The sequence below is a fragment of the Bacteroides sp. 41_26 genome (assembly GCF_949740115.1).
Taxonomy (GTDB): domain Bacteria; phylum Bacteroidota; class Bacteroidia; order Bacteroidales; family Bacteroidaceae; genus Bacteroides; species Bacteroides nordii.
In genome coordinates, this window is the sequence record NZ_CATJGZ010000060.1 from 45,296 (window position 1) to 71,437 (window position 26,142).

Annotated in this window: 18 protein-coding genes; 9 read left to right on the forward strand and 9 right to left on the reverse strand. The window is 42.6% G+C overall.

Going from position 1 to position 26,142, the window contains the following annotated elements; genetic code table 11:
- The first annotated feature begins 56 nt into the window (after positions 1–56).
- The 4 genes from QX565_RS06960 (at position 57) to QX565_RS06975 (ending at position 5,486) form a co-directional block, all read left to right on the forward strand.
- The gene (locus tag QX565_RS06960; RefSeq protein WP_289292104.1) at positions 57–617 is read left to right on the forward strand and encodes a LemA family protein; all 561 of its coding nucleotides are present in this window, start codon (positions 57–59) and stop codon (positions 615–617) included.
- Positions 618–642: 25 nt separating this feature from the next.
- Positions 643–1,608 (forward strand): M48 family metallopeptidase, encoded by a 966-nt coding sequence (locus QX565_RS06965; protein WP_221651490.1) that lies wholly within the window; start codon positions 643–645, stop codon positions 1,606–1,608.
- A 298-nt stretch (positions 1,609–1,906) separates the two neighbouring features.
- Positions 1,907–4,804, forward strand: coding sequence for a M16 family metallopeptidase (locus QX565_RS06970; protein WP_002560602.1), 2,898 nt, complete (start codon positions 1,907–1,909; stop codon positions 4,802–4,804).
- A 187-nt stretch (positions 4,805–4,991) separates the two neighbouring features.
- Positions 4,992–5,486 carry a DUF4251 domain-containing protein gene (locus QX565_RS06975; protein ID WP_221648902.1) on the forward strand — a complete coding sequence of 165 codons (495 nt, stop codon included), beginning with the start codon at positions 4,992–4,994 and terminating at the stop codon, positions 5,484–5,486.
- Positions 5,487–5,554: 68 nt separating this feature from the next.
- On the opposite strand, the gene QX565_RS06980 is transcribed toward QX565_RS06975, so the two are convergent.
- Positions 5,555–6,172 (reverse strand): trimeric intracellular cation channel family protein, encoded by a 618-nt coding sequence (locus QX565_RS06980; RefSeq protein WP_002560604.1) that lies wholly within the window; start codon positions 6,170–6,172, stop codon positions 5,555–5,557.
- Positions 6,173–6,258: 86 nt separating this feature from the next.
- Between QX565_RS06980 and QX565_RS06985 the strand changes: the two genes are divergently transcribed.
- Positions 6,259–7,341 carry a UDP-N-acetyl glucosamine 2-epimerase gene (locus QX565_RS06985; protein WP_025867273.1) on the forward strand — a complete coding sequence of 361 codons (1,083 nt, stop codon included), beginning with the start codon at positions 6,259–6,261 and terminating at the stop codon, positions 7,339–7,341.
- Here the strand turns inward: QX565_RS06985 and QX565_RS06990 are convergent.
- Positions 7,330–8,220 carry a glycosyltransferase family 2 protein gene (locus tag QX565_RS06990; RefSeq protein WP_025867272.1) on the reverse strand — a complete coding sequence of 297 codons (891 nt, stop codon included), beginning with the start codon at positions 8,218–8,220 and terminating at the stop codon, positions 7,330–7,332. The two genes, QX565_RS06985 and QX565_RS06990, sit on opposite strands and share 12 nt — an antisense overlap.
- Before the next feature lie 102 nt (positions 8,221–8,322).
- Between QX565_RS06990 and QX565_RS06995 the strand changes: the two genes are divergently transcribed.
- The 3 genes from QX565_RS06995 (at position 8,323) to QX565_RS07005 (ending at position 13,273) form a co-directional block, all read left to right on the forward strand.
- Entirely contained in the window at positions 8,323–10,911 is a 2,589-nt protein-coding gene (locus tag QX565_RS06995) for a DUF5686 and carboxypeptidase-like regulatory domain-containing protein (RefSeq protein ID WP_221648903.1), read from the forward strand.
- Positions 10,912–11,020: 109 nt separating this feature from the next.
- On the forward strand, positions 11,021–12,298 hold the full coding sequence (locus tag QX565_RS07000; protein ID WP_002560608.1) for a replication-associated recombination protein A: 1,278 nt from the start codon (positions 11,021–11,023) through the stop codon (positions 12,296–12,298).
- An 18-nt stretch (positions 12,299–12,316) separates the two neighbouring features.
- Complete coding sequence (locus QX565_RS07005) at positions 12,317–13,273, forward strand: D-2-hydroxyacid dehydrogenase (protein ID WP_221648904.1); 957 nt, start codon at positions 12,317–12,319, stop codon at positions 13,271–13,273.
- Positions 13,274–13,986: 713 nt separating this feature from the next.
- Here QX565_RS07005 and cydB read toward each other — a convergent pair.
- The 7 genes from cydB to QX565_RS07040 all read right to left on the reverse strand — a co-directional run bounded on the left by cydB (position 13,987) and on the right by QX565_RS07040 (position 24,938).
- A complete protein-coding gene (cydB, locus tag QX565_RS07010; RefSeq protein WP_002560610.1) occupies positions 13,987–15,135 on the reverse strand; it encodes a cytochrome d ubiquinol oxidase subunit II in 1,149 nt (382 codons plus the stop codon).
- Positions 15,136–15,161: 26 nt separating this feature from the next.
- On the reverse strand, positions 15,162–16,730 hold the full coding sequence (locus QX565_RS07015; protein ID WP_289292111.1) for a cytochrome ubiquinol oxidase subunit I: 1,569 nt from the start codon (positions 16,728–16,730) through the stop codon (positions 15,162–15,164).
- Positions 16,731–16,792: 62 nt separating this feature from the next.
- Positions 16,793–17,020: a DUF4492 domain-containing protein gene (locus QX565_RS07020; RefSeq protein ID WP_002560612.1), complete on the reverse strand. Its 228-nt coding sequence runs from the start codon at positions 17,018–17,020 to the stop codon at positions 16,793–16,795.
- 161 nt (positions 17,021–17,181) lie between these two features.
- Positions 17,182–19,485 (reverse strand): ABC transporter permease, encoded by a 2,304-nt coding sequence (locus QX565_RS07025; RefSeq protein ID WP_221648906.1) that lies wholly within the window; start codon positions 19,483–19,485, stop codon positions 17,182–17,184.
- Between the two features lie 101 nt (positions 19,486–19,586).
- Complete coding sequence (locus tag QX565_RS07030) at positions 19,587–21,905, reverse strand: ABC transporter permease (protein ID WP_221648907.1); 2,319 nt, start codon at positions 21,903–21,905, stop codon at positions 19,587–19,589.
- A 13-nt stretch (positions 21,906–21,918) separates the two neighbouring features.
- A complete protein-coding gene (locus QX565_RS07035; protein ID WP_007485251.1) occupies positions 21,919–22,593 on the reverse strand; it encodes an ABC transporter ATP-binding protein in 675 nt (224 codons plus the stop codon).
- 32 nt (positions 22,594–22,625) lie between these two features.
- The gene (locus QX565_RS07040) at positions 22,626–24,938 is read right to left on the reverse strand and encodes an ABC transporter permease (protein WP_221648908.1); all 2,313 of its coding nucleotides are present in this window, start codon (positions 24,936–24,938) and stop codon (positions 22,626–22,628) included.
- Positions 24,939–25,325: 387 nt separating this feature from the next.
- Here QX565_RS07040 and QX565_RS07045 point away from each other — a divergent pair, with 387 nt between their 5' ends.
- Positions 25,326–26,132, forward strand: a complete 807-nt coding sequence (locus tag QX565_RS07045) for a metallophosphoesterase family protein (protein ID WP_221648909.1) — start codon at positions 25,326–25,328, stop codon at positions 26,130–26,132.
- The last annotated feature ends 10 nt before the right edge of the window (positions 26,133–26,142 follow it).

The window sequence follows — 26,142 nt, forward strand, 5'->3', positions numbered from 1 at the left end:
TGATCACTTTCACCTATCTTTGAAAGTATTAATAACTCTAACAAATACACAAAATTATGACTCTATTAATCATTTTAGGAATTATCGTCATACTCGGAATCATGGTAGCTTCGATGTACAATTCATTGGTAAAATTAAGAAATAACCGTGAAAATGCATTTGCAGATATAGATGTACAGTTAAAACAACGTCATGACCTGATACCACAATTGGTAGATACCGTAAAAGGCTATGCCACTCATGAAAAAGAAACGTTAGACCGGGTTATACAGGCTCGTAACGGAGCAGTCAACGCACGTACTATTGACGATAAAATTAATGCGGAAAATCAATTGACATCTGCTCTTTCGGGATTGAAGATTACACTGGAAGCTTATCCTGATTTAAAAGCAAATCAGAACTTCCTTCAGTTACAGGAAGAAATATCAGATGTTGAAAACAAGCTGGCTTCAGTCCGCCGCTATTTCAACTCAGCTACAAAGGAGCTGAACAATGCTGTCCAAACATTTCCTTCCAACCTGATTGCCGGTATGTTTGGCTTCCACAAAGAAATTATGTTCGACCTGGGAACAGAACAGCGTGCCAATCTGGAACAAGCCCCTAAAATTAATTTCTAAACTCCTCACGGATAATTGATAAATCATGCAATACGTCGGAATTCAAACACAACAGAACCGGAATAATATCCGTTCCGCATTTCTGCTGTTTCTGTTTCCTTGTTTAGTAGGGGTACTCTCCTATCTATTCTGTTATTTGCTGGTAATGCTTACGCAAGAGCAGTATGTGGACTATAGTCGTATGGATATGGTGAATGACATATTCCTCCAATCTATACCTTATATAATAGGAGGTGTCACGATTTGGTTCCTTATTGCCTATTTTGCCAACACAAGCATTATCAAAGCTGCTACCGGAGCAAAGACACTGGAACGCAAGGAGAACAAGCGCATCTATAACCTGGTAGAGAACCTCTGTATGTCACAAGGTATGAAAATGCCGAAGATCAACATCATCAATGACTCTTCTCTGAACGCCTATGCCAGTGGAATTAATGAGCGTACTTACACTGTTACACTTTCCCGTGGGATTATTGAGAAATTAGACGATCAGGAGCTGGAAGGAGTCATAGCACATGAATTAAGCCATATTCGTAACCGGGATGTGCGTTTACTGATTGTTTCCATCGTATTCGTTGGTATCTTTTCTATGTTGGCGCAGATTGCCATACGTTCTATTTATTATAGTTCGCGTGCGCGTAGTAGCAATAGCAAAGGAAACGGTGTTATTGTGTTGATTCTGATTGCTCTCATTGTAGCCGCCATTGGCTATTTTTTTGCAAGTCTTATGCGTTTTGCCATCTCACGCAAACGTGAATACATGGCAGATGCAGGTGCTGCCGAAATGACAAAGAACCCGCTTGCCCTTGCCAGTGCACTGCGTAAGATTTCAGCCGATCCTGATATTGAAGCCGTAAAACGGGAAGATGTAGCCCAACTTTTCATAGAACATCCGGGCAAACAGGCAAAGAGCAGTTTCAGCGGACTCAGTGGGCTGTTTGCAACCCACCCTCCTATTAAAAAGAGAATTGAGGTATTGGAACAATTCTAAAAACGTCCATAACCTCATCTTTAAAGCATATAAAAACTTTTGCCATATAAATACGAATTTATTAAAACGCAAATGAACGCAGATTTTCACTAATTAGATTGCTGCGTTATGATTGAAAACAATATTCCATCAGAAAATCTGCGTTCATCCGCGTTTATCTGCGTTTCAATAATAATCAATTGTGATGTATTACTTATTTGTAATCACAATGTTATTTTTCCGAGGTTTTCGTAGTTCTTTTGTGATTTTTTCATAGCTTTGCCTACATATACATAAAAACACTTTATTTAATTATTTTATGAAACTAATCAAATCTCTCATCCTTTTGGCTGCGATAGCAGTTTCTGTCCCGTCATTTGGGCAAGGACTGAAAGCATTTAAGCTGAAAAACGGCCTTTCCGTATATATATGGGAAGACAACACGAAGTCTGACGTATTCGGATTGGTAGGAGTACGTACAGGGGCAGTTAACGATCCTGCCGAATATACCGGACTGGCTCATTATCTGGAACATGTAATGTTTAAAGGAACCGACAAAATTGGTACACTCGACTGGGCTGCAGAAGAACCTATTTACCAACAAATCATCGCCAAGTATGATGAAATGGCCGATGAATCCGATCCGGTAAAAAAAGAAGCCATTGGTAAAGAAATCAATGAGTTGACTATTCAGGCCGGAAAGGTAAGCGTATCTAACGAATTTTCTAACCTGATGGAAAGTATGGGAGGTAAAAATCTAAACGCTGCTACAGGTATGGATTTAACCTATTACCATAATTCTTTCCCCGCTTTTCAGATTAACAAATGGCTGGAAATCTCTTCTCAGCGTTTTCTGAATCCGGTATTCCGTACCTTCCAATCTGAGTTGGAAACGGTATATGAAGAATACAACCGCGGGCAGGATAATCCTTGGCGCGTGCAATACGATTTTATTCAGAGTAAAGCGTACGAAGGACACCCTTACTCACGTTCGGTACTTGGTTTGCCCGAACATCTGAAAAACCCTCGGTTAAGCCAGTTAATCAAGTTTTACAATGACTGGTACACAGCAGAAAACATGGTATTGGTTCTGGTAGGTAACGTAAATGCCAACCAGATCAGTGGAAGAATAGCATCTACTTTCGGCCGTCTTCCTCAAAAAGCAACCCCCGAACGTAAAACCTATCCTGATCTGAATATCAAAGGGCGTACACAATATACGGCTAAAATTGGTCAATATCCATCAGTATGTATGATTTACAAAGGTGTGCCAGCCGGACATCCGGATGAAAAACCCCTGGAAATAGCACTTGCATTATTACACAACAGTAGTGCTACCGGAGCACTCGATAAACTATCAATTGATGGTGAAATAACAAATGGTTCCGCATCTCTGGAAGCCAATCGTCAGCAAGGTCGTTGCAAAATAGCAGTAACTCCATTGTATGATGAAAACCAAAGACGTTTTGAATCAAACAAGAGTGCCGAGAAGAAAGCATTGAAAGCGATTCAGCAGATTGCTAATGGTGAAGTGGAAGATTGGATCATTAATGCCATCAAAACCAATATGTGCCGCGAATTTGATCAGGTTATGGAAGCAAGTGAAAACAAAGCACTTATTCTTTTACAAGCTTTTATCAATGAAGAAGATCTGGGACAGGTACTCAACTACAAAGATGAAATCATGGCCATCAACATCGATGATATTAAGCGCGTAGCCAAACAATACCTAAGCAATGATTATCTGGCTCTTTATATAGAAAAAGGCAAATTAAGTAAAGATGCCAAAATAAAGAAACCAGGATACAAACCTATCGAACCTCCTGTAGGCAAACAGTCACTCTATGCACAACAATTCAAGAACTTACCTATCGGTCAGGTAGAAGAAAAATTTATGAATTTCGGTGAAGTACAGACTAAACGGATCAATGACCGTTCTAAACTGTTCTACACTCCCAATTCGGAAAACGAAGTATTCAGCCTGACACTGAAATATGGTGCGGGAGAACGCACATTCCCTAAAATTGGTATTGCAGCCAGCTTAATGAATAATGCAGGTATCATGGGAATTTACGAACCGCAAGAATTGAAAAAGGAACTTAGCAAGCTGAATGTCAGTTGTAATGTATTTGCCGGTGATGACTATCTGTACATCTCAATGCGCGGATACGAGAACAATCTTCCGGAAGCCTGCCAACTACTTGCTCGCCAGATCTTAATGCCTAAACTGGACGAAAAACAGTTAAGCCGCATCAAAGGTAGTACACTAGGATCACGTCAACAGCGTAAAGACAATGTACAGACCCTGGGTGCTGCTTTGAATCAGTACATCCGTTATGGAGATAAATCTCCTTTCATAGACGAACTGACTGACAAACAAATCCTGGAATTACAGATATCAGAACTGACAGGCGATATCAACCGTGCCTCCAATTATGAAGCGGAAATCTACTATACAGGTACGTTGCCTTTCGACAATGTATATGAAATCCTGAGCAAAAACCTTCCGTTGGTGGCTAATGAAAAACCAACTGATTCACCACAAGTGAAACCAATTGCTCCCGTTACAGAAAACACGGTTTATTTCCTGCCGAATTCAGACGCAGAACAAGCTCAGATCTATTTCTTCATGCCGACAGCAAACTATGACAAAAAGGATGATGTATTGCGCGATGCATTCTACCAATACTTCTCCGGAGATTTCAACGGGCTGGTATTAAGTGAGCTTCGTGAAAAGCGTTCTATGGTTTATACCGCTTATGGAGTAGTTACAACGCCTATCCTTCCGGGATATCCAACTACTTTTATCGGGCAAATCGGAACACAAAACGACAAAGCCAATGAAGCATTAGCTCTTTACATGGATTTGTTGCGTAATATGCCGGAAAATCCGGATCGTATGGACAATATCAAGAGTTATCTGCGCCAGGAAGCACTTACTACACATCCGGACTTCCGCGATAAAGCTCAATACTTTGAACAGTATAAGAGAGTGGGATATACACAGGATCCCGCTATTGAAAACATACCGAAAATTGATGCTTTGACTTTTGATGATATAATGAAGTATTATAAAGAAAACATCAAAGACAAACCAATTGCTATCGGTATCATGGGTAACCCGAAGGATATCAATGTAGAAGAACTGAAGAAATTCGGTAAAGTGGTAAGATTAACAGAGAAGAAACTGTTCAATACCAAAGATGCACTGTTCTAAGAACTGAAAAGTAACTGATAATATGCAATCCCTGTTTGTAATACATTTATTACAGGCAGGGATTTTCATTTCCGGACATTAAACATTATAACTACTTCCTCCTTTTTCTGTTTAATTTCATTAAATAAAGTACAGTTAATCTGTATTTTAGTATATTTGAATGTTAGTAATTAAAAAGAGTAGCGATATGAAAACGAATAAACGTACTATTATCTTAATGCTCCTGTTGATTATCGGTTTATCCGGAGTTTCTGCTCAAAGTAAGAAAGAGCAAAAAGAACAGAGAGAACAAGCTGTGAAAGAACAGATTGTATCGGAGAAGTATAAAATTAGTGTGAGTACCGCCTATCCTCGCCGTGGTAAGACTGTCTACTTATCTTCACCTTATTCCCTGGAGATAAGAAATGATTCTGTTATTTCGTATCTGCCTTTCTATGGACGCGCATACTCCATCCCTTATGGTGGAGGCGACGGATTGATATTTAAAGCACCCCTTGATAAATACGAAATGAAAATGAATAAGAAGGGAGCTGCAAAGATCGAATTTATTGCCCGTAGCCCGGAAGACAGGTTTAAGTTCAGCTTAACCATCTATCCCAATGGTTCAACCAGCATCAACGTCAACATGCAAAACCGTGAATCGATAAGTTTCTCGGGAGAAATGGAAGAGAAAGAGTTATAGAGTTGTAGGGTTATAAGGTTATGAGATTGTAAAGTAATGGAGGGTAACCTTATAACCCACTTTATATATCATTCTTCCTCCTCCCCCTTCAAAATCGGCAAGCAAATTTGATACTTTACTGCCAGAATGCGCGTTACAAAGACACTGCATCCACTTATAATTTGCGTTACGACAGAGTCCAGTCCTAAAAGGTGGCACATCCAATATACAACACCACCTACCACACATGCCATGGCATAAATCTCTTTACGAAATATCAAAGGGATCTCATTAATAAACACATCACGGATCACACCGCCTGCCGCACCGGTAATGCTACCCATCATGATTGCAACCCAGAATGGGTATCCCAAAGCTATACTCTTTCCCACACCTACTACGGTAAACAGAGCCAGACCGACACTATCAAACACAAAAAATGTATTATGCAAATGAATCAGATGTTTACCAAAGAAAATAACCCATAACAGAGCCATTGCCGTACAGATCAGATAGACGGGATTCGTCATCCACCCGGGAGTAACCCCAAGCAATACATCACGAATAGTACCACCGCCAATGGCAGTAGCCAGGCCCACCACATAAGCCCCGAACCAATCAAAGCGCTTGGCAGAAGCCAGACGAATACCACTGATTGCAAAAGCAAACGTACCTATAAAATCCAGAATTTGAACGAATGTTGGCATATACTACTTTTTTTTGTCTGCAAAGGAACAAATAATTCCGCAAGAAAGCGTACTTTTGTTTTCAGAAAAATAGATAGAAGAGCGATATGAAAATAACTATTGTTGCCGGGGCCCGCCCTAACTTTATGAAAATAGCGCCTATCACACGTGCCATTGATGCTGCACGGGCGCAAGGTAGAAGAATCTCTTACCGGTTGGTATACACCGGAAGACGCGATGATACCAGTTTGGACGCTTCTTTATTTGCCGACCTCCATATGAGGCAACCGGATGTTTTTCTGGGAGTTAGTGATAGCAATGCCACTCAATTAGCTTCGGGCATTATGGTTGCTTTCGACAAGGAACTGACAGAGAATCCCGCACATATCGTTCTTGTGGTCGATGATCTTACAGCTACAATGAGCTGTGCCATCGTTGCCAAGAAACAGGGAACTAAAGTAGCGCATCTTGTAGCCGGTACCCGCTCATTTGACATGAACATGCCCAAAGAAGTAAACCGGATGATCACTGACGGGCTATCCGATTATCTGTTTACGGCAGGCATGGTAGCAAACCGCAATCTAAACCAGACCGGAACGGAGGAAGCCAATGTATATTATGTAGGAAATATTCTTATTGATAACATCCGCTATAATCGTAATCACTTTATTCGTCCGCTTTGGCTTTCCGTACTCGGTGTAGAAGAAGGAGATTATCTTCTGCTCACCCTCAACAGACGGGTATTGCTGAACAAAAAGGAGAACCTGCGCCGACTGATGGAAACAATTATAGAGAAAGCGGCCGGCACGCCAATTGTTGCCCCAGTGCATACCTATGTACGTGATGCAATCAAAGAGCTGAGTATCTCTGCTCCCAACCTTCATATCATGCCTCCGCAAAGTTATCTTTCTTTCGGGTATCTGATGAATAAGGCAAAAGGTATTATCACAGACTCTGGCAATCTGGCTGAGGAATCCACATTCCTGGGAGTTCCCTGTATCACACTGAACAACTACTCGGAACATCCGGAAACATGGCGTATCGGAACCAATGAGCTGGTAGGTGAAGATCCCGCCGCACTGGGCAAAGCAATGGATACACTGATGAAGGGAGAATGGAAACACGGCGGACTGCCCGAACGCTGGGACGGACGGACAGCCGACAGGATTGTGCAAATATTATTGTCTTGATTTCTTTTCAGAAAGAAAGGTACAGAGATACCCCAACTTATAAAAAGCAAAAAGATTCAATGAAGGATGCTGGCTGGTAAGATTGCTTACCAGCCTTTTTTCATTATGCTTGAATAAGAAAACGACGACAGGCACCATTTGCAGACGTTTTACAATAGTATACCATCGTAACAACTTTACATGCGAATGCATCTGGTCAATGTGTCCGTCAAGATTACGGACCGCCCTGCGTATTTTCATAAGAAACTGTTCACTGTTTTCTTCCACCAGATGATATACCGCATTGTCTATATGCAATATTTCTACTCCCGCTTGCTCCAATTGCATTCCGAACAATGTATCTTCGTATCCCAAATGGAATGATTCATCAAAACAGACCTTCAGAAAAGCATCTCTACATATCATGAAATTCATGCTGATAAAGCGGTTATAAGGCTCCCGATTTCTTTGTTCAGCACTCTGCTCTTCAACAGCCATTCCATATTTATAACGTAATATGGCATTGGCGGGAATATTTTTACGCGGATAAACGAATCCACCACAAACCACCAGACCGGGACGAGCCACCTTAAGATACTCAGCAATGAAAAAGTCGGATACTGGCATGACGTCCGAGTCTAGAAACAACAGATAAGGATATTGTGCCTCCGAAGCCAGATAATTACGAATACGGGCAGGGCCCTGATTTTCTTCCTTTTGCAGATAGCGGCAACCTTGCCATTCTGCTATTTTCCGGTTCTGTTGACGAATGTCTTCACAGGAGGCATCATCAGCCAGCAAAATCTCAAAAGGGATTTGCAAAGCAACTGCCTGACTATGTACTTTCTCTATTAACGGCAGACAGACAGCATTGTACGTAGGTATCAATATAGAAATCATTATCAATCACAATTATAGGAGACAAAAGTAATACAAAAAAGGTTATTAAGAACTACGTTTTCAAGAGTAATTTGTTAACTTTGCCACCTCATGTTGAAGTATATGAAGCTACTATATAAAAAACTTATCCTTTTATTTCTGCTCGTATTTGCTGCGTCACAGTCTTTTGCGCAGCTAAAGGGGGTTATTACAGACTCAATCACACACGAGCCACTGATGTATATTTCTGTTTACTATGAAGGGAAAGGCGTTGGCGGAGTGTCCAATGCCAATGGTGAATATCAGATAGAGACCCGTAAAAACTGGAACGAAGTAACCTTCTCATCCATTGGTTACCGTACTAAAGTTATCAAACTGACTCCTGGACAGAAAGTATTGGATGTACAAATGGTACCGGACGATGTAATGTTGTCCGAGGTCGTTGTAAAACCAAAGAAAGAGAAGTACTCAAAGAAAAATAATCCGGCTGTAGACTTCATGCGAAAAGTAATAGAGCATAAGAAGGCTCAAAAGCTGGAGGTAAACGACTACTATCAATATGATCAGTACGAGAAGATGAAGATGTCTCTCAACGATATCACTCCCGAAAAGCTGGAGAAAGGCATCTACAAGAAATACTCTTTCCTAAAAGATCAGATTGAAGTATCGGAAACTACTAACAGCCTGATTCTTCCCATATCTATTCAGGAGACATCCTCACAAACTGTATTCCGTAAAAGTCCGGAAAGTAAGAAGACAATTATCAAAGGAATGAATTCCAATGGTATCAATGAATTCTTCTCAACAGGAGATATGCTTGGAACCGTACTACAGGATGTATTTACCAATGTTAATATCTATGATGACGATATCCGCCTGCTGCAAAGGCGTTTCACTAGTCCTATTGCCAAAGAGGGACTGAATTTCTATAAATACTATCTGATGGATACGCTGACGGTAGAACGGGATACCTGTGTACACCTCACGTTTGTGCCCCAAAACTCGCAGGACTTCGGTTTTACGGGGCATTTGTATGTGTTGAAGGATTCAACATATGCCGTCAAAAAGTGTGTTATGAACCTACCCAAGAAAACAGGCGTTAACTTTGTCAATCAACTGGACATTGTGCAACAATACGAACAGTTACCCAACGGAAACTGGGTCTTAATGGATGACGATATGCTGGTAGACCTCTCTTTGGTAAAGTCAATGGGGGGGCTACAGGTACAGCGAACAACGAAATACAGCAATTATAAGTTCGATCCTATTGAACAAAGGCTTTTCCGCCTGAAAGGTTCGGTAATCAAAGAGGCCGATATGCTGTCAAAGAGCGACGAATACTGGGCGGAAGTTCGCCAGGTGCCGCTCACCAAAACAGAAAGCAGCATGGATGTGTTCATGAACCGGATAGAACAGATTCCGGGATTCAAGTACATCATTTTCGGAGCCAAAGCATTGATTGAAAACTTCGTGGAAACTACCGGCCCTAAGAAGCCCAGTAAAGTCGATATCGGGCCTATTAATACGATGATATCCAATAACTATGTAGACGGCTTACGCTTACGACTGAGCGCCATGACCACTGCCAATCTCAATCCGCACTGGTTCCTGAGCGGTTATGGAGCTTATGGTTTCAAAGATCATCGCTGGAAGTATAGTGGGACACTGACCTATTCGTTCAATAAACGCGATTATGTAGTCTGGGAGTTCCCAAAACATTTCATCTCTGCCACTTACAGTTACGACGTTATGTCTCCAATGGATAAATTCTTGTTTACGGATAAAGACAACGTGTTCGTGTCGTTCAAGACTACAACCGTAGACCAAATGTCGTATATGCGTGATGTTGCTATTAACTATGAACTGGAAACCCCGACAGGTTTTGGTGTAAAAAGCATGCTCCGTCATCGTAATGATGAACCGACAGGTAATCTGAAATACTGGGCGAACAACAGTAGCGCAGACAAGATGCCATTACCCAATGAAAAACCAATTCACGACATTACCACTGCCGAAGCAAGTGTAACCTTACGATATGCGCCGGGAGAAGCTTTTGTAAATTCCAAGCAACGCCGTATCCCGGTGTCACTGGATGCTCCTATCTTTACCCTGACCCATACGGCCGGTTTCAAAGGAGTATTGGGTGGCGAATATAACTTTAACCGTACCGAAGCAAGTATCTGGAAACGTGTATGGCTCCCTTCGTCCTGGGGTAAAGTAGATATCAGCCTCAAAGGGGGAGTCGAATGGAATACGGTTCCCTTCCCATTGTTGATATTGCCGGAAGCCAATCTTTCGTACATTACACAGCGCGAAACATTCTGTCTTATCAACAACATGGAATTCCTGAATGACCGCTTCGCCTCCCTTTCATTGTCGTATGACATGAACGGAAAGCTATTCAACCGCATCCCCTTATTGAAGAAGCTAAAGTGGAGAGAAATGATCCGCTTCCGCACCTTATGGGGTACACTGACAGATAAGAACAATCCCTTCAAAAGTAATAACCCCGACCTCTTCCTTTTCCCGATGCGCGACGGACAGTACACAAGTCATGTGATGGACCCTAAAATACCATATATGGAAGCAAGTATAGGTGTTTACAACATTTTTAAGCTGTTACATGTTGAATATGTACACCGCCTGACATATCGTGATAATCCGGGTATCAACAAATGGGGAATACGGTTCATGGTATTAATGGTATTTTAAATAGTGATTAACGGAGTAGTGATAAGTGATTAGCTCCATGCGGATATAGCGTAGCCCACTTATCACTAATCATTTATCACTTATCACTAAATCACTTATCACTAACAATATGCAACCATTAGCAGAACGACTTCGGCCAAAGACACTGGATGACTATATAGGTCAAAAACATTTAGTAGGACCTGGTGCTATCCTGCGCAAGATGATTGATGCAGGACGAATCTCCTCTTTTATCCTCTGGGGACCTCCCGGGGTGGGGAAAACAACGTTAGCGCAGATCATCGCCAACAAGCTGGAAACTCCGTTTTATACATTGAGTGCAGTTACTTCGGGGGTAAAGGATGTACGCGAAGTGATAGACCGTGCCAAGAGTAACCGTTTCTTTTCGCAGGGAAGCCCGATACTTTTCATTGATGAAATACACCGTTTCAGCAAGTCTCAGCAAGATTCACTGTTAGGGGCTGTAGAGCACGGAACGGTTACACTCATCGGTGCTACCACGGAGAATCCCTCTTTTGAAGTGATTCGCCCCCTCCTCTCCCGCTGCCAGCTTTATGTACTGAAGTCTCTCGAAAAAGAAGACTTACTGGAGTTGTTGCAACGTGCCATTACCACAGATACGATACTGAAAGAGCGCCGTATCGAACTAAAAGAGACCAACGCCATGCTCCGTTTCTCGGGAGGCGATGCCCGTAAGTTACTGAACATACTGGAACTGGTAGTAGAATCCGAAACAGAAGAAACTGTCATCATCACCGACGAGATAGTAACCGAACGCCTGCAACAGAACCCGCTTGCTTATGACAAAGACGGAGAGATGCATTATGATATTATCTCTGCCTTTATCAAGTCTATCCGCGGTAGTGACCCCGATGGCGCTATCTACTGGCTGGCACGCATGGTAGAAGGTGGCGAAGATCCTGCTTTCATAGCCCGCCGCCTTGTTATTTCGGCAGCCGAAGATATCGGACTTGCCAACCCCAATGCTTTACTTATAGCCAATGCCTGCTTTGACGCACTGATGAAATTAGGCTGGCCCGAAGGTAGAATCCCATTAGCAGAAGCCACCATCTATCTGGCTACAAGCCCGAAGAGTAACTCTGCATATAGTGCCATTAATGATGCTCTTGCCATGGTACGCGAAACCGGCAATTTACCCGTTCCGCTCCACCTGCGCAATGCACCAACCAAACTGATGAAACAGTTGGGGTACGGACAAGAATACAAATATGCCCATAGCTACGAAGGTAACTTCGTGAAGCAGCAATTCCTGCCGGACGAGTTGAAAGATCGCCGTATCTGGCAACCGCAACACAATGCTGCCGAACAAAAGCATGCCGAACGAATGCAGCAGTTGTGGGGTGACAGATATAAAGAAGGAAAATAATCATTAAAACAAAAGAATATGAAAATTGTAGTATTAGACGGTTATGCCGCCAATCCCGGCGATTTATGCTGGGAAGGCCTGAAGGCACTGGGTGAATGCACGATTTACGATCGCACTGCTCCCGAAGAAGTATTGGAACGTGCTACCGGTGCAGAAGCCATTCTGACCAATAAAGTAGTGATTACCGCAGAACATATAGCAGCCCTGCCCCAATTGAAGTACATCGGAGTACTGGCTACCGGATATAATATCATAGACATTGATGCTGCCCGTGCACGCGGAATCATAGTTACCAACATCCCCGCATACAGTACACCTTCTGTGGGACAAATGGTATTTGCACATATCCTGAACATCACTCAACAGGTGCAACACCACTCCGAAGAGGTTCATAAAGGACGCTGGACCAACAGCCCTGACTTCTGCTTCTGGGATACTCCGCTCATTGAATTGCTTGGAAAGAAAATCGGCCTTATCGGTCTGGGACAAACCGGATACAATACAGCCCGTATTGCCATCGGTTTCGGTATGAAGGTATGGGCATACACTTCTAAATCGCGTCTGCAACTACCACCGGAAATCAAAAAGATGGAACTTGACCAGATTTTCCGCGAGTGCGATATAGTGAGTCTGCACTGCCCGCTAACTGAGCAGACACGTGAATTGGTAAATGCACGTAGACTGGCACTGATGAAACCCACAGCCATACTTATTAATACCGGACGCGGCCCGTTGGTAAACGAACAAGACCTTGCCGATGCCCTCAATGAGAAAAAGATTTATGCAGCCGGCGTAGATGTACTTTCTACTGAACCGCCTCGTGCAGATAATCCGTTATTGACGGCACGCAACTGCTATATTACCCCACACATTGCCTGGGCTACCACCGCTGCCCGCGAACGGTTAATGGGAATTATGCTGGAAAACCTGAAAGCTTATATGGCAGGTAAACCAGTAAATAACGTAGCAAAATAATAGAGAACTGTTCTTTTTACTGACACACTCTTTTTAAAAAAGAGACGAAGTAGAGAGAAAACAGAGAACATTGCATCATAAAAAATAGAAAAAGGGGCGTTATACACCTGGAAAAGGTGGATATAATACCGGAATAATCACCGTTTCATGCCATGAAAAGTTCAGTTTTCTTGTGTGCAAAAAGTTTCTCGGCTCCGGGGAGGCACTTCCCCGGCTCCGAGGAGGGAACGGCTCGGCTCCGGGGAGCAATAGGTTCGGCTCCGGGGAACAAAAAAAAGGGTTATCCGATTCTACTTCTCTCTCACTGAGAAAATATCTCCTGATAGCAAAATAAAGCTGAAAAACAAGAAGAAAGAACCTTTGGAAAATAAAACAGGATGAATGACGTTCCATTAGTCATTCATCCTGTTGTTTTATTATCAAACTGCAAAAAGCTTAACGCTCTACAGTCCATTCTTTTCTATCCAGCATACAATGGGTAGGAAATAGAGTACTCCTTAGCTTATAGAAATACAATTTGACAGTTATTTAATTGACAGTTGACAATTGACAGTGGACAGTGGACAATTGACAGTGGACAGTGGGCTGCGTTATGACAGTACACTCCTCCTACCCTGAAGGACATCCTTCTCAGAAAGGAATGGATTGTGCGGCCACGCTGCATAGTAACTGTCAATTGTCAATTGTCCACTGTCAATTGAATAACTGTCCACTCAATAAGCGTGCCCCCCTTCATCCATCTCCTCAGCATCTATCTTCTTCTTATCAATGCTACGCCATGCATAGAAAATATAAGCAATAACGAAAGGCACGAGAATAGATACATATGCCATTGTCTTCAGGGTAAACTGGCTGGAGCAACTGTTACTCAACGTTAGTGAACTCTGGATATCAGTGAATGACGGATAGTAAGCAGTATTATTATATCCGGCTATAAGCAGCAGGGCAAGCACTGTCAGTATCGTACCACCACCGGCAAACCAGATTCCTTTATCAAATGTCTTTTTCAGAAGGGTACGCAGAATACCGAATAATACCAGTACCACACCGATCAGGAAAGTAACCAGTACCGCAGGCATCGCCAGGAAGTTATTCAGATACTTATACGGTTCCATATAAATCTCTTTAGTATCCGGATTTACAGCATATCCATCAGCCAATAGTGTACGAATAACGAAAGCCAGGAAAAAAACAAGGAAAAGCCCTGCATTGGCGTAAAGCGCCCGACGACATTTAGTAATCAATGCATCATCTGCAATATTATTAATAAAATAAAGCAATCCTAAAACACGCGCCAAAAAGAACACTGCCAACCCCAGAACAACATTCCATGGATTAAGTAAGGCATCCAGTCCGTGCCAGCCGTTGCCCCACTGACTGATAATGGGCATCATTATATTGCCCATATTCGCTTTATTGATATAGAAATCAGAACCGGTAAAGAAAGTAGCCACAGCGCCACCAAGCAGCAACGGCCCTACTACCCCATTGATCACTAAAAACGTCTGATACGTCTTTTTGCCCAACAGGTTACCTGCTTTACTCTGAAACTCATAACTGACAGCTTGCAGCACAAAGCTGAATAAAATAATCATCCACAGCCAGTATGCACCACCAAAGCTTGTGCTATAAAACAAAGGAAAAGAGGCAAAGAAAGCTCCGCCAAACGTTACCAGGGTAGTAAAAGTGAACTCCCACTTGCGCCCGGTAGAATTAACCATCATTTTACGGTGTTCTTCTGTCTTTCCCAGACAGAAAAGCAACGAATTTCCACCCTGCACAAACAGCAGGAATACGAGTATAGCCCCTAATAAAGAGACTATCAGCCACCAATAATGTTGTAGGAATATATATGTACTCATAATTTAAAGGAGTTAGAAGTTAGTAATTAGTAGCCAGAATCCTTTTCAGAAACCTGAGGTCCTTTCTTTATCTCACGCAACATGATACCGATCTCTGCAATCAGCATGACGGTGAACAACACTACAAAGATAAAGAACGTGGCTTGCACAGAACCAACATCCAGTTTGGAAATAGCCACTGAGGTAGGCATCATATCACGTATCGCCCAAGGCTGACGACCACATTCTGCTACTACCCATCCCGCTTGTCCGGCAATATAGCCCAACGGAATAGTCCACAAAGCGATGTATTGCATCCAACGCATCTTCGACAAGTCTTTCTTATAAACAAAGAAGAGAACCAGCATAAAGAACAGGATAAAATACCCGCCAAGCATTACCATCACGCGGAACGCATAGAAGTTTAACGGAACATTGGGTACTAACTCGTTCACATCCTTGATATATCCATAGCCAAAATACGGAACATTCTCTTTTAATACCAAATAGGCAATCTGTGCATCGGCTTCATTGCCTGTCGCCTTTGCCGCTTTATAGGCATCCAGTGCAGCAATCGCCGTTCGTCCACGTTCCATCTTTTCGGCAGCAGAAAGGGCTATCGTACCATCCTTCTGCATATACCCTCCTTCAATAATATTATTGATACCGGGGACAAAAGCATTCATCTCGCGTTCCGCCAGCAAAGAAAGCAGTTTGGGTACTTCAATACGGAAGAGAAAAGGTTTCACCCCATCATCATAGGTCTTCTTCTCAGGGTTCAGCATACCGATAGCCACCAGTCCGGCACCCTCCTGCCCTTCATAATAACCTTCTACAGCAGCCAGTTTCATGGGTTGCGTTTGTGCAATCTGATAGCCGGAACCATCGCCCGTCCACAAAGCAAGCAAAGAAGCCGTCAAACCAAAGATTGCTCCGATCTTAATACTCGACATGGCAAACTTCGTATTCCGCTTCTTTAAAAGATACCAGCAACTGACACCTACCACAAAGATAGCACCTAATACCCATCCACTCAGCACCGTATGAAAGAATTTATTGACTGCCACAGGCGAAAGGGCCACTGCCCAAAAGTCCACCATCTCATTACGAACACTATCCGGATTGAACTCCATCCCTACCGGATGCTGCATCCAAGCATTGGCAACTAAAATCCACCAGGCAGAGATTGTCGCTCCCAATCCGGTGAGCCAAGTAGAAGCAAGATGGAATCGTTTGCTTACTTTATCCCATCCAAAGAACATTACAGCAATAAACGTGGCTTCCATAAAAAAGGCCAGAATACCTTCAATGGCAAGCGGTGCTCCAAAGATATCTCCTACAAACCAGGAATAATTACTCCAGTTGGTTCCAAACTCAAATTCGAGAATTAACCCGGTAGCAACACCGACGGCAAAGTTAATACCGAATAGTTTCATCCAGAACTTAGCTGTGTGCTTCCAGAATTCAAACCCTGTCTTGTAATACAGTGTTTCCATGATAGCCATTACAACCGCAAGCCCAAGGGTGAGCGGAACAAAGATCCAATGGTACATGGCTGTCATCGCAAATTGGGCTCTCGACCAATCAATCAATGAGGTGTCAATACTTTCAATCATATTATTTTGTAGTTAGTTGTTATTAGCTCGGAGTAGTAAAAGTGAGGAGAAAGAGAGTAGAATCACTCTTCCGGCGGAATAGCCCGCCGAATCAGTTCTTCACCCACGTATTCGCTTTTTTCTTCATCCGAAGACAGATGTCCCAGGAAGTTTGGAAAGAAAAATATTCTGAGAATAAAAAACATGATAAACAACTTCACGAGAATGATAAGCCACAAAGTACGACCTAAGGTCATGCTACGAAAGCCCTCAAGATAGAAGTTCCAGATATTCAGGAGTGTATTCTTCATAAACAAAACACGTAGTTAATGATAGCAAACGCTAAAGTACGTTATATATGAAGAATAACAAACAAAAGGAAGAAAAAGTTTAAAAATAGTGAGTAGTGATTAGTGATTAGTGGCTGCACTATAATGCCGCATGGCACTAATCACTCATCACTACTCACTAATCACTCATTTTTAATACTCTTCACCGGATTCTCATTCGCCACATTCCATGCACGAAAGACAACGGTGCATATAATCAGTGCCAATACAAAGAGTGCTACCCCGATATATGTACAAATACCCAATTGTACGGAGTCACTGAACTGCTCCAGCCATTTGTTACTGATAAGATGAGCAAGCAGTGTACCGATGATTACAGCCGGCAATGCAGTCCACAGGATATTTTCTGAAAGTAATCGTAAAATCCCCGAAGCTTCTGCCCCATTCACTTTACGAATGGCAATCTCTTTACTGCGGTAACGAACTTCGTCATTGGTATAGCCAATCAATCCCATTAATGCTATCAGGAAAATAGAGATGGAAGCCAAGATAACTGCATTCCGAAAACGACGGACATCTGTATATTGTTCCTCCAACATCTGGGGTAATGACAAGAACACAACATCATCGGTAGGAAAGGCTTCTGCCATCTGTCGGTTGAGATCTGCAAGATTTTGCTCGAAAGGCTCTTTCAGACGAAGGTAATTAAAACCGGGATTCTGGCTGGTCATTAATAATATAGGTTCTTGGGGATGATAAGCACTTCTTATGGCATAATCTCCTACAACACCCACTACAAGAAAGTCTCTCCGTCCGTAATGAATCCTCTTCCCTATAGGACTATCCGTCCAGCGTGCCTGCCGTACGAATTCTTTATTCACCAGTATTTCACCTTCAACCGCAATATTCTTTCCTTCCAGAATAGGAATGCCCATCATAGGTACAAAATCCACGCCGATCCAATCTACACGGGCATCTACCCTTCTACTCTCACCTACATCAAAAGTATCGCCACTATAACCGTAACAAATCATTTGTGCAGCTGCTGCATAGTCTTCTACCATCGGGAGGTTCTTAAAGAAACTCTTTGCATTCCCCTCTTCATTTCCAAACTGATGCCAACACATGACTACCCGGTCAGGGTTATATCCCAAATCTTTATTCATTACCGTTTGATACTGTCCAAGTACTATAATAAGGAAACCAAAGATAAACGTCATTCCCATAAACTGGATGAAAAGCAACGGGCGTTTCCATGCGGTTCTCCGTTCGGTATAACGATGGAATACCTGTGTCACAGGAATAGAAGAGAACAATCCTGCGGGCATAATACCAGCCAGTAAAAGTACAGCAAGCACCACCAGAACCGGTACCCATAACGTACGCCATGCAAAGAGTGATACCAAACGGGCAGCTGTAGTTTCTTCAACAAAATCCCGGAACTGGAACATGAGCAATACTGTTAACAGGATAGCAAGCAAAACAATCAGAACAGTCTCTGTGAAAAACATCCGGAATACGGCACCTCCGGTAGCCCCGCTACACTTATGTACTCCTACAGCTTTGGCACGCCTCGCCAGAGAGGCAACCGATATTAATACATAGTTGAATGCAGCTATCAGCAAAATCACAATGGCAAGAACAGACATAACAAGCACCATTGTCCTCACCGTAGGATTGGTAGAGTGGAGATCGGACAAAGGACGGAAAGAACATTCCCAACGATTATTTTCCCTCTTGTTAAAGTTCGGCATATACTTCTTCAACATATCAGGCAGACGGGCTTCTACCGTTTTCATACCGGCCTCATCACGAAAACGGACAATAGCCATATAACTAATATCATATCCCCAGCCAGCACGGTTGTCTCTCCACAGAGAAGCCATAGGCATTACTACATCAAAAGAGATATCTGTGTTCTCCTTCAAGTCTTCAAACACTCCGCGAACCATCATGGGTTGTTTACGATCCTGATACAGATTCTTGCCTATAACGGAAGATAATTCACCATCCATCGCTCCTATCTTCTTTGCCAAAGTATGCGAGATAAAAATAACATCCGGAGACACCAGGTCCTCCGGTTTACCTGCCAATACCTTCAAGCCCAATGTAGCAAACAGGTTTTCATCTCCATATGTCATATATTCCTGCAACCTGGTATCTCCATTATACAATACTACCTCCCCCCAGTCACGCAAGATCGTAGCATTCTCTACTTCTTTTGGGAAATTCTCTTTCAACGCAGCAGAAAGCGGGCCAAAAGTATAAGAGAATGCTTTCCCTTCTACTCCATTCTGGATATTAGTCATATAAGTAAGATACAACTGTTCCGGCTGGCGAAAGAAGTTATGAAAACTCAACTGAAAAGCAACACTGGCAAAAAGCAGAATACCAACGAATAACCCCAGGGTAAGAGAGATTATCTTAATAAGATTGGAACCTCTCCCACGAATAAGGGTCTGTATCGTGTAATAAAGTTGTCGCATGATCACACAAATTAGTGATAAGTGAGTAGTGATTAGTGATGAGTGATAAGTACCATCCGCCATAATAGCGCAGCCACTAATCACTCATCACTACTCACTTATCACTCATTTTTAATACTCTTTACCGGATTCTCATTCGCAATGTGCCATGCCTTGAGTACCACACAGGCAACGATGAGTAGCAACGTTACGAATGCAATGCCCACGAAAAGCAGTGGATTCAAGTCAATCTGCTCGGCAAACTGATCAAGCCAGGCTCGCCCTATAAAGTAAGAAATAACCGTACCAAGTACTACAGCCAACACCGATACATACAGAATATCACCTGCCAGCAACCGCAGTATTTGTGAAGCCTCAGCACCGTTTACTTTCCGGATGGCTATCTCCTTACTGCGACGTTGCGTTTCATCATTCACATAACCAATCAGTCCCATGATAACAATAAGCAGGATAAAGCCGGAAGTAATCCATACAGAATTGCGGAAACGATATACATCTTTATATCCATCCCTCACCATACGGTCCACCGGAACAAAATGGAGAGATATATTAGGAAAAGTCTTTCCCATAAACTCGTTCAGGCGTTTCAGGTTCTCATCATAAGGTTCTTTCAGGCGGACATTGAATGCATGGAAATTCTGTTCTTCATTTCCTATCAGAACAATAGGTGACTGGGCAGAATAGAAACTTTCGTTGCGTACATCACGAAAGACTCCTACAATCGTTCCTTGCACATCATTCAGATTTTTTCCTACTCCCCCGTCTGTCCACTTCATTAAGCGCACTAACTCTTCATTTACCAACAAATCTCCCTTTTTCTTCAAAGCGGAACCTTGCAGTATTTCCATCCCCATTACTTCGGGATAGTTGTAGTGACAGATATTAAAATTGAGTGTGGCAATGCGTTTCCCTTCATTACTCATCAATCCCCGCGTCCAGTATTGCCCCAGCACACTATGCGTTGCAGCTGTCACATCCTCTACCATTGGCTGACGGCGTAATTCATCTTTAATGTGTTCTACCGTTTCTCTGGAAACCCAACTTTCGGCTTCTGTCAATCCCGGGATCTTGATTCCCATATCACGATTCATCAGATGACTATATTGCAACAAAGTGACCAATAACAAACCAAGTACAAAAGATACTCCTATAAACTGTATAAACAGTAAGGAACGTTTCCAGCTCTTTTTACCGTCAGTATGCCGGCGAAACACCTGCGTAACGGGAATACGTGAAAACAAACGTCCCGGTATACACCCCGCCAGTACAAAAAGTATCACAATAGTCAGTAGCGGAACCCAAAGCGTATCCCATGCAAAAAGAGAGGAAAGACGAACGGAAAGCAGGTCTTCAATAATATCGCGTGCATTGACTATCAGCAACATGCTAATCAAAACTGAAATCAAAACAAGAACCCCTGTCTCTGCCAGAAACATTCCGAATATGTTTGCAGAACTGGCACCACTGCATTTATGCACTCCTACGCCTTTGGCACGGCGACTCAGTGTAGCAATTGAGATCAGCATGTAGTTCATAATAGCCACAAAGAAAATGGCAAAGCCCAGGAAGCCATAAATAATCAGCCGCTTTTGTACTTCGGAGGAATCCAAGTGGCGCTTTACAAGTGGAATAACGCTAAAGTCTATCTTCCAATCATCAAACTGGCTCTCCGTATATTTCTCTATTACCCGTTGGATATTATTATTCACCTCATCCACATCCGAAGCATGACGCAAGCGTAAGAATGCATAAAAGACGTCATTCCCTTTCCAGCCGTATCCGCCCTGATATCCTCCATCCTTATGGACAGAAACTACAAAGTCATGAGTAAGCATTGTATTTTCGGGAACATCCTTATAGATACCACGAATGGTAAAATCATGCTGTTTGTCTGCAGAGAGAACTCTGCCGATAGGATCTGTGTCTCCAAAAGTTTCACGGGCAAAGTGCTCGGATACGAAAACACTTCCGGGCATAATCAGGTCTTTGGGGTTACCTTTCAATACCGGTATACCAAAAGTCTGAAAGAAGCAGGTATCCACAAATATATAATTCACATCAGGCAGCAGTTTGTCTTCATTATATATATGGTACTCTTTGGTAGGATAAACACAACTGGCACTCTCAATCTCTTTCGGCATATCTTGTGCCAATACAGCAGCTACCGGATCAAAGACGGTGTAATCATAATTGGTTCCATCGTCTCCCATTACCTCACCTGTACTGAGATTGGTCATCTGGCAACGTACCATCGCCAGACGCTCTGCCTCCGGGTAGCACTTCTCATAACTCAGTTCGAAAGCTATTTGCGAAAAGAGCAGAATACCAATGGTAAGTCCCAGAGAAAGGGAGATAATCCTTATGATATTGGAGCCGCGTTCGCGCAATAGAGTTCGTATACTATAATAGATTTGTCTCATTGTTCTTCTTATTTTATGCCGTTACACTTGCCACAACACTACCATCGAAGAGGTGTACCGTACGATGTGCAAACGAAGCATCGTGCTGAGAGTGAGTTACCATAATGATAGTGGTTCCTTCTTTATTAAGTTCGGTAAGTAAAGCCATCACTTCGGCACCGTTCTTTGAGTCCAGATTACCGGTAGGCTCATCGGCAAGAATCAGTTTGGGGTTAGTGACTACCGCACGGGCAATGGCTACACGCTGTTGCTGTCCACCCGAGAGCTGCTGAGGAAAGTGTTTGGCACGATGACTGATATTCATTCGTTTCAGAATGTCTTCTACCATGCGGCGACGTTCGGATGCCTTTATGCCGAGGTACGTCAGGGGGAGTTCCACATTCTCATAGACGTTCAGTTCGTCTATCAGGTTAAAACTCTGGAATACAAAGCCCAGTTTACCTTTACGCACGCGGGTACGTTCTTTTTCTTTCAGCCCGGCTACTTCTTCTCCCAGCAATTTATAGGAGCCTTCGGTAGGGTTATCCAATAGCCCAAGAATATTCAATAGTGTAGACTTGCCACAACCCGAAGGTCCCATAATGGCAACAAACTCCCCTTCCTTAACATTTAGGTTAACATGATTCAATGCTACGGTTTCTACTTCTGAAGTGCGAAATACCTTACTAATGTTTTCAATCTGTATCATACTGCTATTTATTTTATTGATTTATCTTCTGTTTATTCACTCTTTATACTATTCACCGGATTTTCATTGGCTATACGCCATGCCTTCCAGATAACACAGGCAACAATAACAACGAGGACGCCTATAACCACCCATACATACACCATCCAGTTAAGCGGTACGTGTTCGGCAAACATATCCATCCACATCGTATTGACGTACCACGATGCTACGCTGCCGATAACTGTTGCCGGCAATGCCACATAGAGAACATCTTTGGACAGAAGTTCCAGAATACCGGATGCTTCGGCTCCATTCACTTTGCGGATGGCAATCTCTTTACTACGTCGGCGCACCTCATCTGCCGTGTAACCTATCAATCCCATCAGCATCACAAAGAACATGGCTATAGTTGCCATCAGTGTGGCATTACGGAATACGCGTAATGCGTTATAATTCTCTTCCATACTCTGCTCCAGACTACGGAAACTGACTGTTTTATCGGGGAAAGCTTCAGAGGATTCCTCATTCAGCTTACGTAAATTCTCAGCAAAAGGTTCTTTCAGACGGACGTGGATACAATTGCCAAAGTTTCTGTAGCAATGGACGATGAGCGGTTCCTGTTCGTTATAAAAACTATTGGTACGAAAGTCTTTCAAAACTCCCACAACTTTGTAAGTACTGCCTTCAGCATGGACCATACGACCTACTATCTCATTTCCCCAACGCATCCGTTCTGCAAAGTTCTCATTCACCACCACTTCATCCTTTTCGCGGGCCATACGTCCCTGTTTCATCTTCATTCCCATCATAGCGGGATAGTTTTCTTCTTCCTCACAAAAGCGGGAAGAGAAAAGTGCCTGTCCACCCTCATTCTGTATCATCATACCGCTAAAACCAATGCACGGAGGGTATGAAGCAGATGAAACACCCTCCACATAGGGCAATCCTTTGAAGAACTGACGGGCATAATTACTATCTTCTGATGTACCGCCAAAGGTGGAATAGCTATAAACAACCTGTTTCGGATTATAGCCCGTGTCTTTGTTCAATACATATTTGTATTGAACCATCACCACACACATCAATCCGCATATAAAAGTTACTCCGGCAAACTGAATGAACAGTAACGGACGTTTCCAACCCTTTTTTCCCTCCGTATAGCGATGGAATACTTGCGACACAGGTATCCGTGCAAACATTCGTCCCGGCAATATGCCACCTACCAGAAACAATAGGAACACAGTAAATAATGGTACCCAAAGCCTGTCAAAAGCAAACAATGACTCCAGTTTGGCAGCGGTTGTATCTTCAAAAAACTCGCGGAAGTTCACTAATATCAGTAACATCAACAACAGTGCCAGCAGAATAATGATACCGGTCTCCAGCAAGAACATTCCAAAAACCTTACCACCGCTCGCGCCACTACTCTTATGCACACCCACGGACTTGGCACGGTAAGCCAATGAAGAAATAGATATAAGCACATAGTTCAATCCGGCAATGAAAAGAATCGCAAATCCTAAAATACTCATTATACTCTTCATCCGTTTTACCTCATCATAGTTGCGGTATACGTCACGGATTGGTTTCACCATAGCTGTATAGCCATACATTCCTTCTCCTTCTTTGGGAAGATATTTTTGTATCATACCGTCCAGACGTGCAAAGACAGCTTCCTTATCCGCCCCGGGCCGGAAACGGATGTATTCAAAGTAACTGTCGCCACCATCCCAGGAATAGTTGCCTATATCACGACTCCACATGCTGGGCATAGATATCACAGCCTCAGGGCGTAAGGTTGTGTTTTCGGGTAAAGCGGCATAGGTACCTTTTACCGTCATTTCCATGGATTTATTATATCTGAGTACTTTACCGACAGGATTCTCTCCACCAAAGATTTTTGTAGCCAGACGATCGCTCAGGAAAATAACATCCTTCTGCATCAGATCTCTCGGATTACCGCTAAGCACCTCAATGCCCATTGTCTGAAAGAAGAGCGAATCTGCCATTATCTTATTATCATCAAACCGGACGCTTCCGTTATATAGAGGTAATGATGCCGCCCATTTACAAATGCTGGTAGCAGCTTCTACCTCTTCAGGGAAATTATCAAGGATAGCACCTGCCACAGGACCGTAATTCATATCCTGCGGTTCGCTCTTTTCACCGTTAACAGTGAAAATAGAGAAAACCTGATAAAGGTTGTCATAATCTTTGTAGCATTTGTCGAAACTCTGTTCGAATGCCACACGGGCAAACAACAAAATGCTCATCGTCAATCCCAGTCCAAGAGAGATGATCTTGATAAGATTGGAACCGCGTCCCCGAAGCAATGTTCTAATTACATAATAAAGTTGTCTCATATATCTTGCAAAGTTAATTGTTCTTTTCAGAAACGGAGAAGAAACGTTTCACAACGTCACCTCTCCCACTGGCAATGCATGAAGCCAGTTAATCTTAAAGAAATCATATTAATTGTTTTATTCATCAGCATTTGTTTCATAAAAACAGATTCTATGTTTCTCTTTATAAAGCAGAAAGTATGCCAAAGCAATTAAAATATTGAGAAACAAAGAAGTACAAGAAAACAGGTTTTGTACAGCTGTCTAATTATTAGACAACGTTCGTCTAATTATTAGACAATACTTCTCCAAAATTGTTCTATAACACTGAATCGGAGTAAGCATCTATTGTTCGCCAAGAAGAAAACTTTATCTTTGCGCGAAGTTTTCAATTAACGAATTAGGAGTATGAAGAAAAAAAAGATTAGCGGCTTCTTGATTTATCTGTTTCTACTTTCAGGATGCGATATGATAGATTATCATCCATACGATGTACATATCAAAGGAGAAACAGAGGTCAATGCCAAAAACATCAAAAGAATAGAAGCCAACTGTAAAGACAAAACAACCATCCGTTTTGTAGCCATGGGCGATTCGCAACGGTGGTATGACGAAACTGAGAAGTGTATAAGCTCCATCAACCAACTGGAAAACATAGACTTTGTCATTCACGGAGGAGATGTAAGCGATTTCGGTGTCACCAGTGAGTTTATATGGCAGCGCGATCTCATGAATAGCCTGAAAGTTCCTTATGTGGTTTTATTAGGAAACCATGACTGTCTGGGAACGGGAAACGAGGCATATACCAAAATATTTGGTCCGGCAAATTTCTCTTTCATTGCAGGAAACACAAAGTTTGTTTGCCTCAACACAAATGCATTGGAGTTTGATTATTCCGAGCCGATACCTGATTTCAATTTTATTGAGAACCAACTGACGGAGCGACAAGATGAATTTGAGAAGACCGTAGTAGCAATGCACGCAAGACCCGGTTCCGACGTATTCAATAACAATGTTTCAAAAGTCTTTCAACGTTACATAACACAGTATCCCCAGTTACAGTTTTGCCTGAATGCACATGACCATAGAGTAAGCACGGACGATCTTTTTGACGATGGCGTTATATACTATGGAAGCGATTGCATGAAACACCGTAGCTACATGTTATTTACTATTACCCCTGACAATTATACTTATGAACTGGTCAACTTTTAAATATGCTCTT

Bases quoted from the DNA above. Each gene is read 5' to 3' on its own strand.
- QX565_RS06960 (WP_289292104.1), top strand. From the start codon at position 57: ATGACTCTATTAATCATTTTAGGAATTATCGTCATACTCGGAATCATG.
- QX565_RS06965 (WP_221651490.1), top strand. From the start codon at position 643: ATGCAATACGTCGGAATTCAAACACAACAGAACCGGAATAATATCCGT.
- QX565_RS06970 (WP_002560602.1), top strand. From the start codon at position 1,907: ATGAAACTAATCAAATCTCTCATCCTTTTGGCTGCGATAGCAGTTTCT.
- QX565_RS06975 (WP_221648902.1), top strand. From the start codon at position 4,992: ATGAAAACGAATAAACGTACTATTATCTTAATGCTCCTGTTGATTATC.
- QX565_RS06980 (WP_002560604.1), bottom strand. From the start codon at position 6,172: ATGCCAACATTCGTTCAAATTCTGGATTTTATAGGTACGTTTGCTTTT.
- QX565_RS06985 (WP_025867273.1), top strand. From the start codon at position 6,259: ATGAAAATAACTATTGTTGCCGGGGCCCGCCCTAACTTTATGAAAATA.
- QX565_RS06990 (WP_025867272.1), bottom strand. From the start codon at position 8,220: ATGATTTCTATATTGATACCTACGTACAATGCTGTCTGTCTGCCGTTA.
- QX565_RS06995 (WP_221648903.1), top strand. From the start codon at position 8,323: ATGAAGCTACTATATAAAAAACTTATCCTTTTATTTCTGCTCGTATTT.
- QX565_RS07000 (WP_002560608.1), top strand. From the start codon at position 11,021: ATGCAACCATTAGCAGAACGACTTCGGCCAAAGACACTGGATGACTAT.
- QX565_RS07005 (WP_221648904.1), top strand. From the start codon at position 12,317: ATGAAAATTGTAGTATTAGACGGTTATGCCGCCAATCCCGGCGATTTA.
- cydB (WP_002560610.1), bottom strand. From the start codon at position 15,135: ATGAGTACATATATATTCCTACAACATTATTGGTGGCTGATAGTCTCT.
- QX565_RS07015 (WP_289292111.1), bottom strand. From the start codon at position 16,730: ATGATTGAAAGTATTGACACCTCATTGATTGATTGGTCGAGAGCCCAA.
- QX565_RS07020 (WP_002560612.1), bottom strand. From the start codon at position 17,020: ATGAAGAATACACTCCTGAATATCTGGAACTTCTATCTTGAGGGCTTT.
- QX565_RS07025 (WP_221648906.1), bottom strand. From the start codon at position 19,485: ATGCGACAACTTTATTACACGATACAGACCCTTATTCGTGGGAGAGGT.
- QX565_RS07030 (WP_221648907.1), bottom strand. From the start codon at position 21,905: ATGAGACAAATCTATTATAGTATACGAACTCTATTGCGCGAACGCGGC.
- QX565_RS07035 (WP_007485251.1), bottom strand. From the start codon at position 22,593: ATGATACAGATTGAAAACATTAGTAAGGTATTTCGCACTTCAGAAGTA.
- QX565_RS07040 (WP_221648908.1), bottom strand. From the start codon at position 24,938: ATGAGACAACTTTATTATGTAATTAGAACATTGCTTCGGGGACGCGGT.
- QX565_RS07045 (WP_221648909.1), top strand. From the start codon at position 25,326: ATGAAGAAAAAAAAGATTAGCGGCTTCTTGATTTATCTGTTTCTACTT.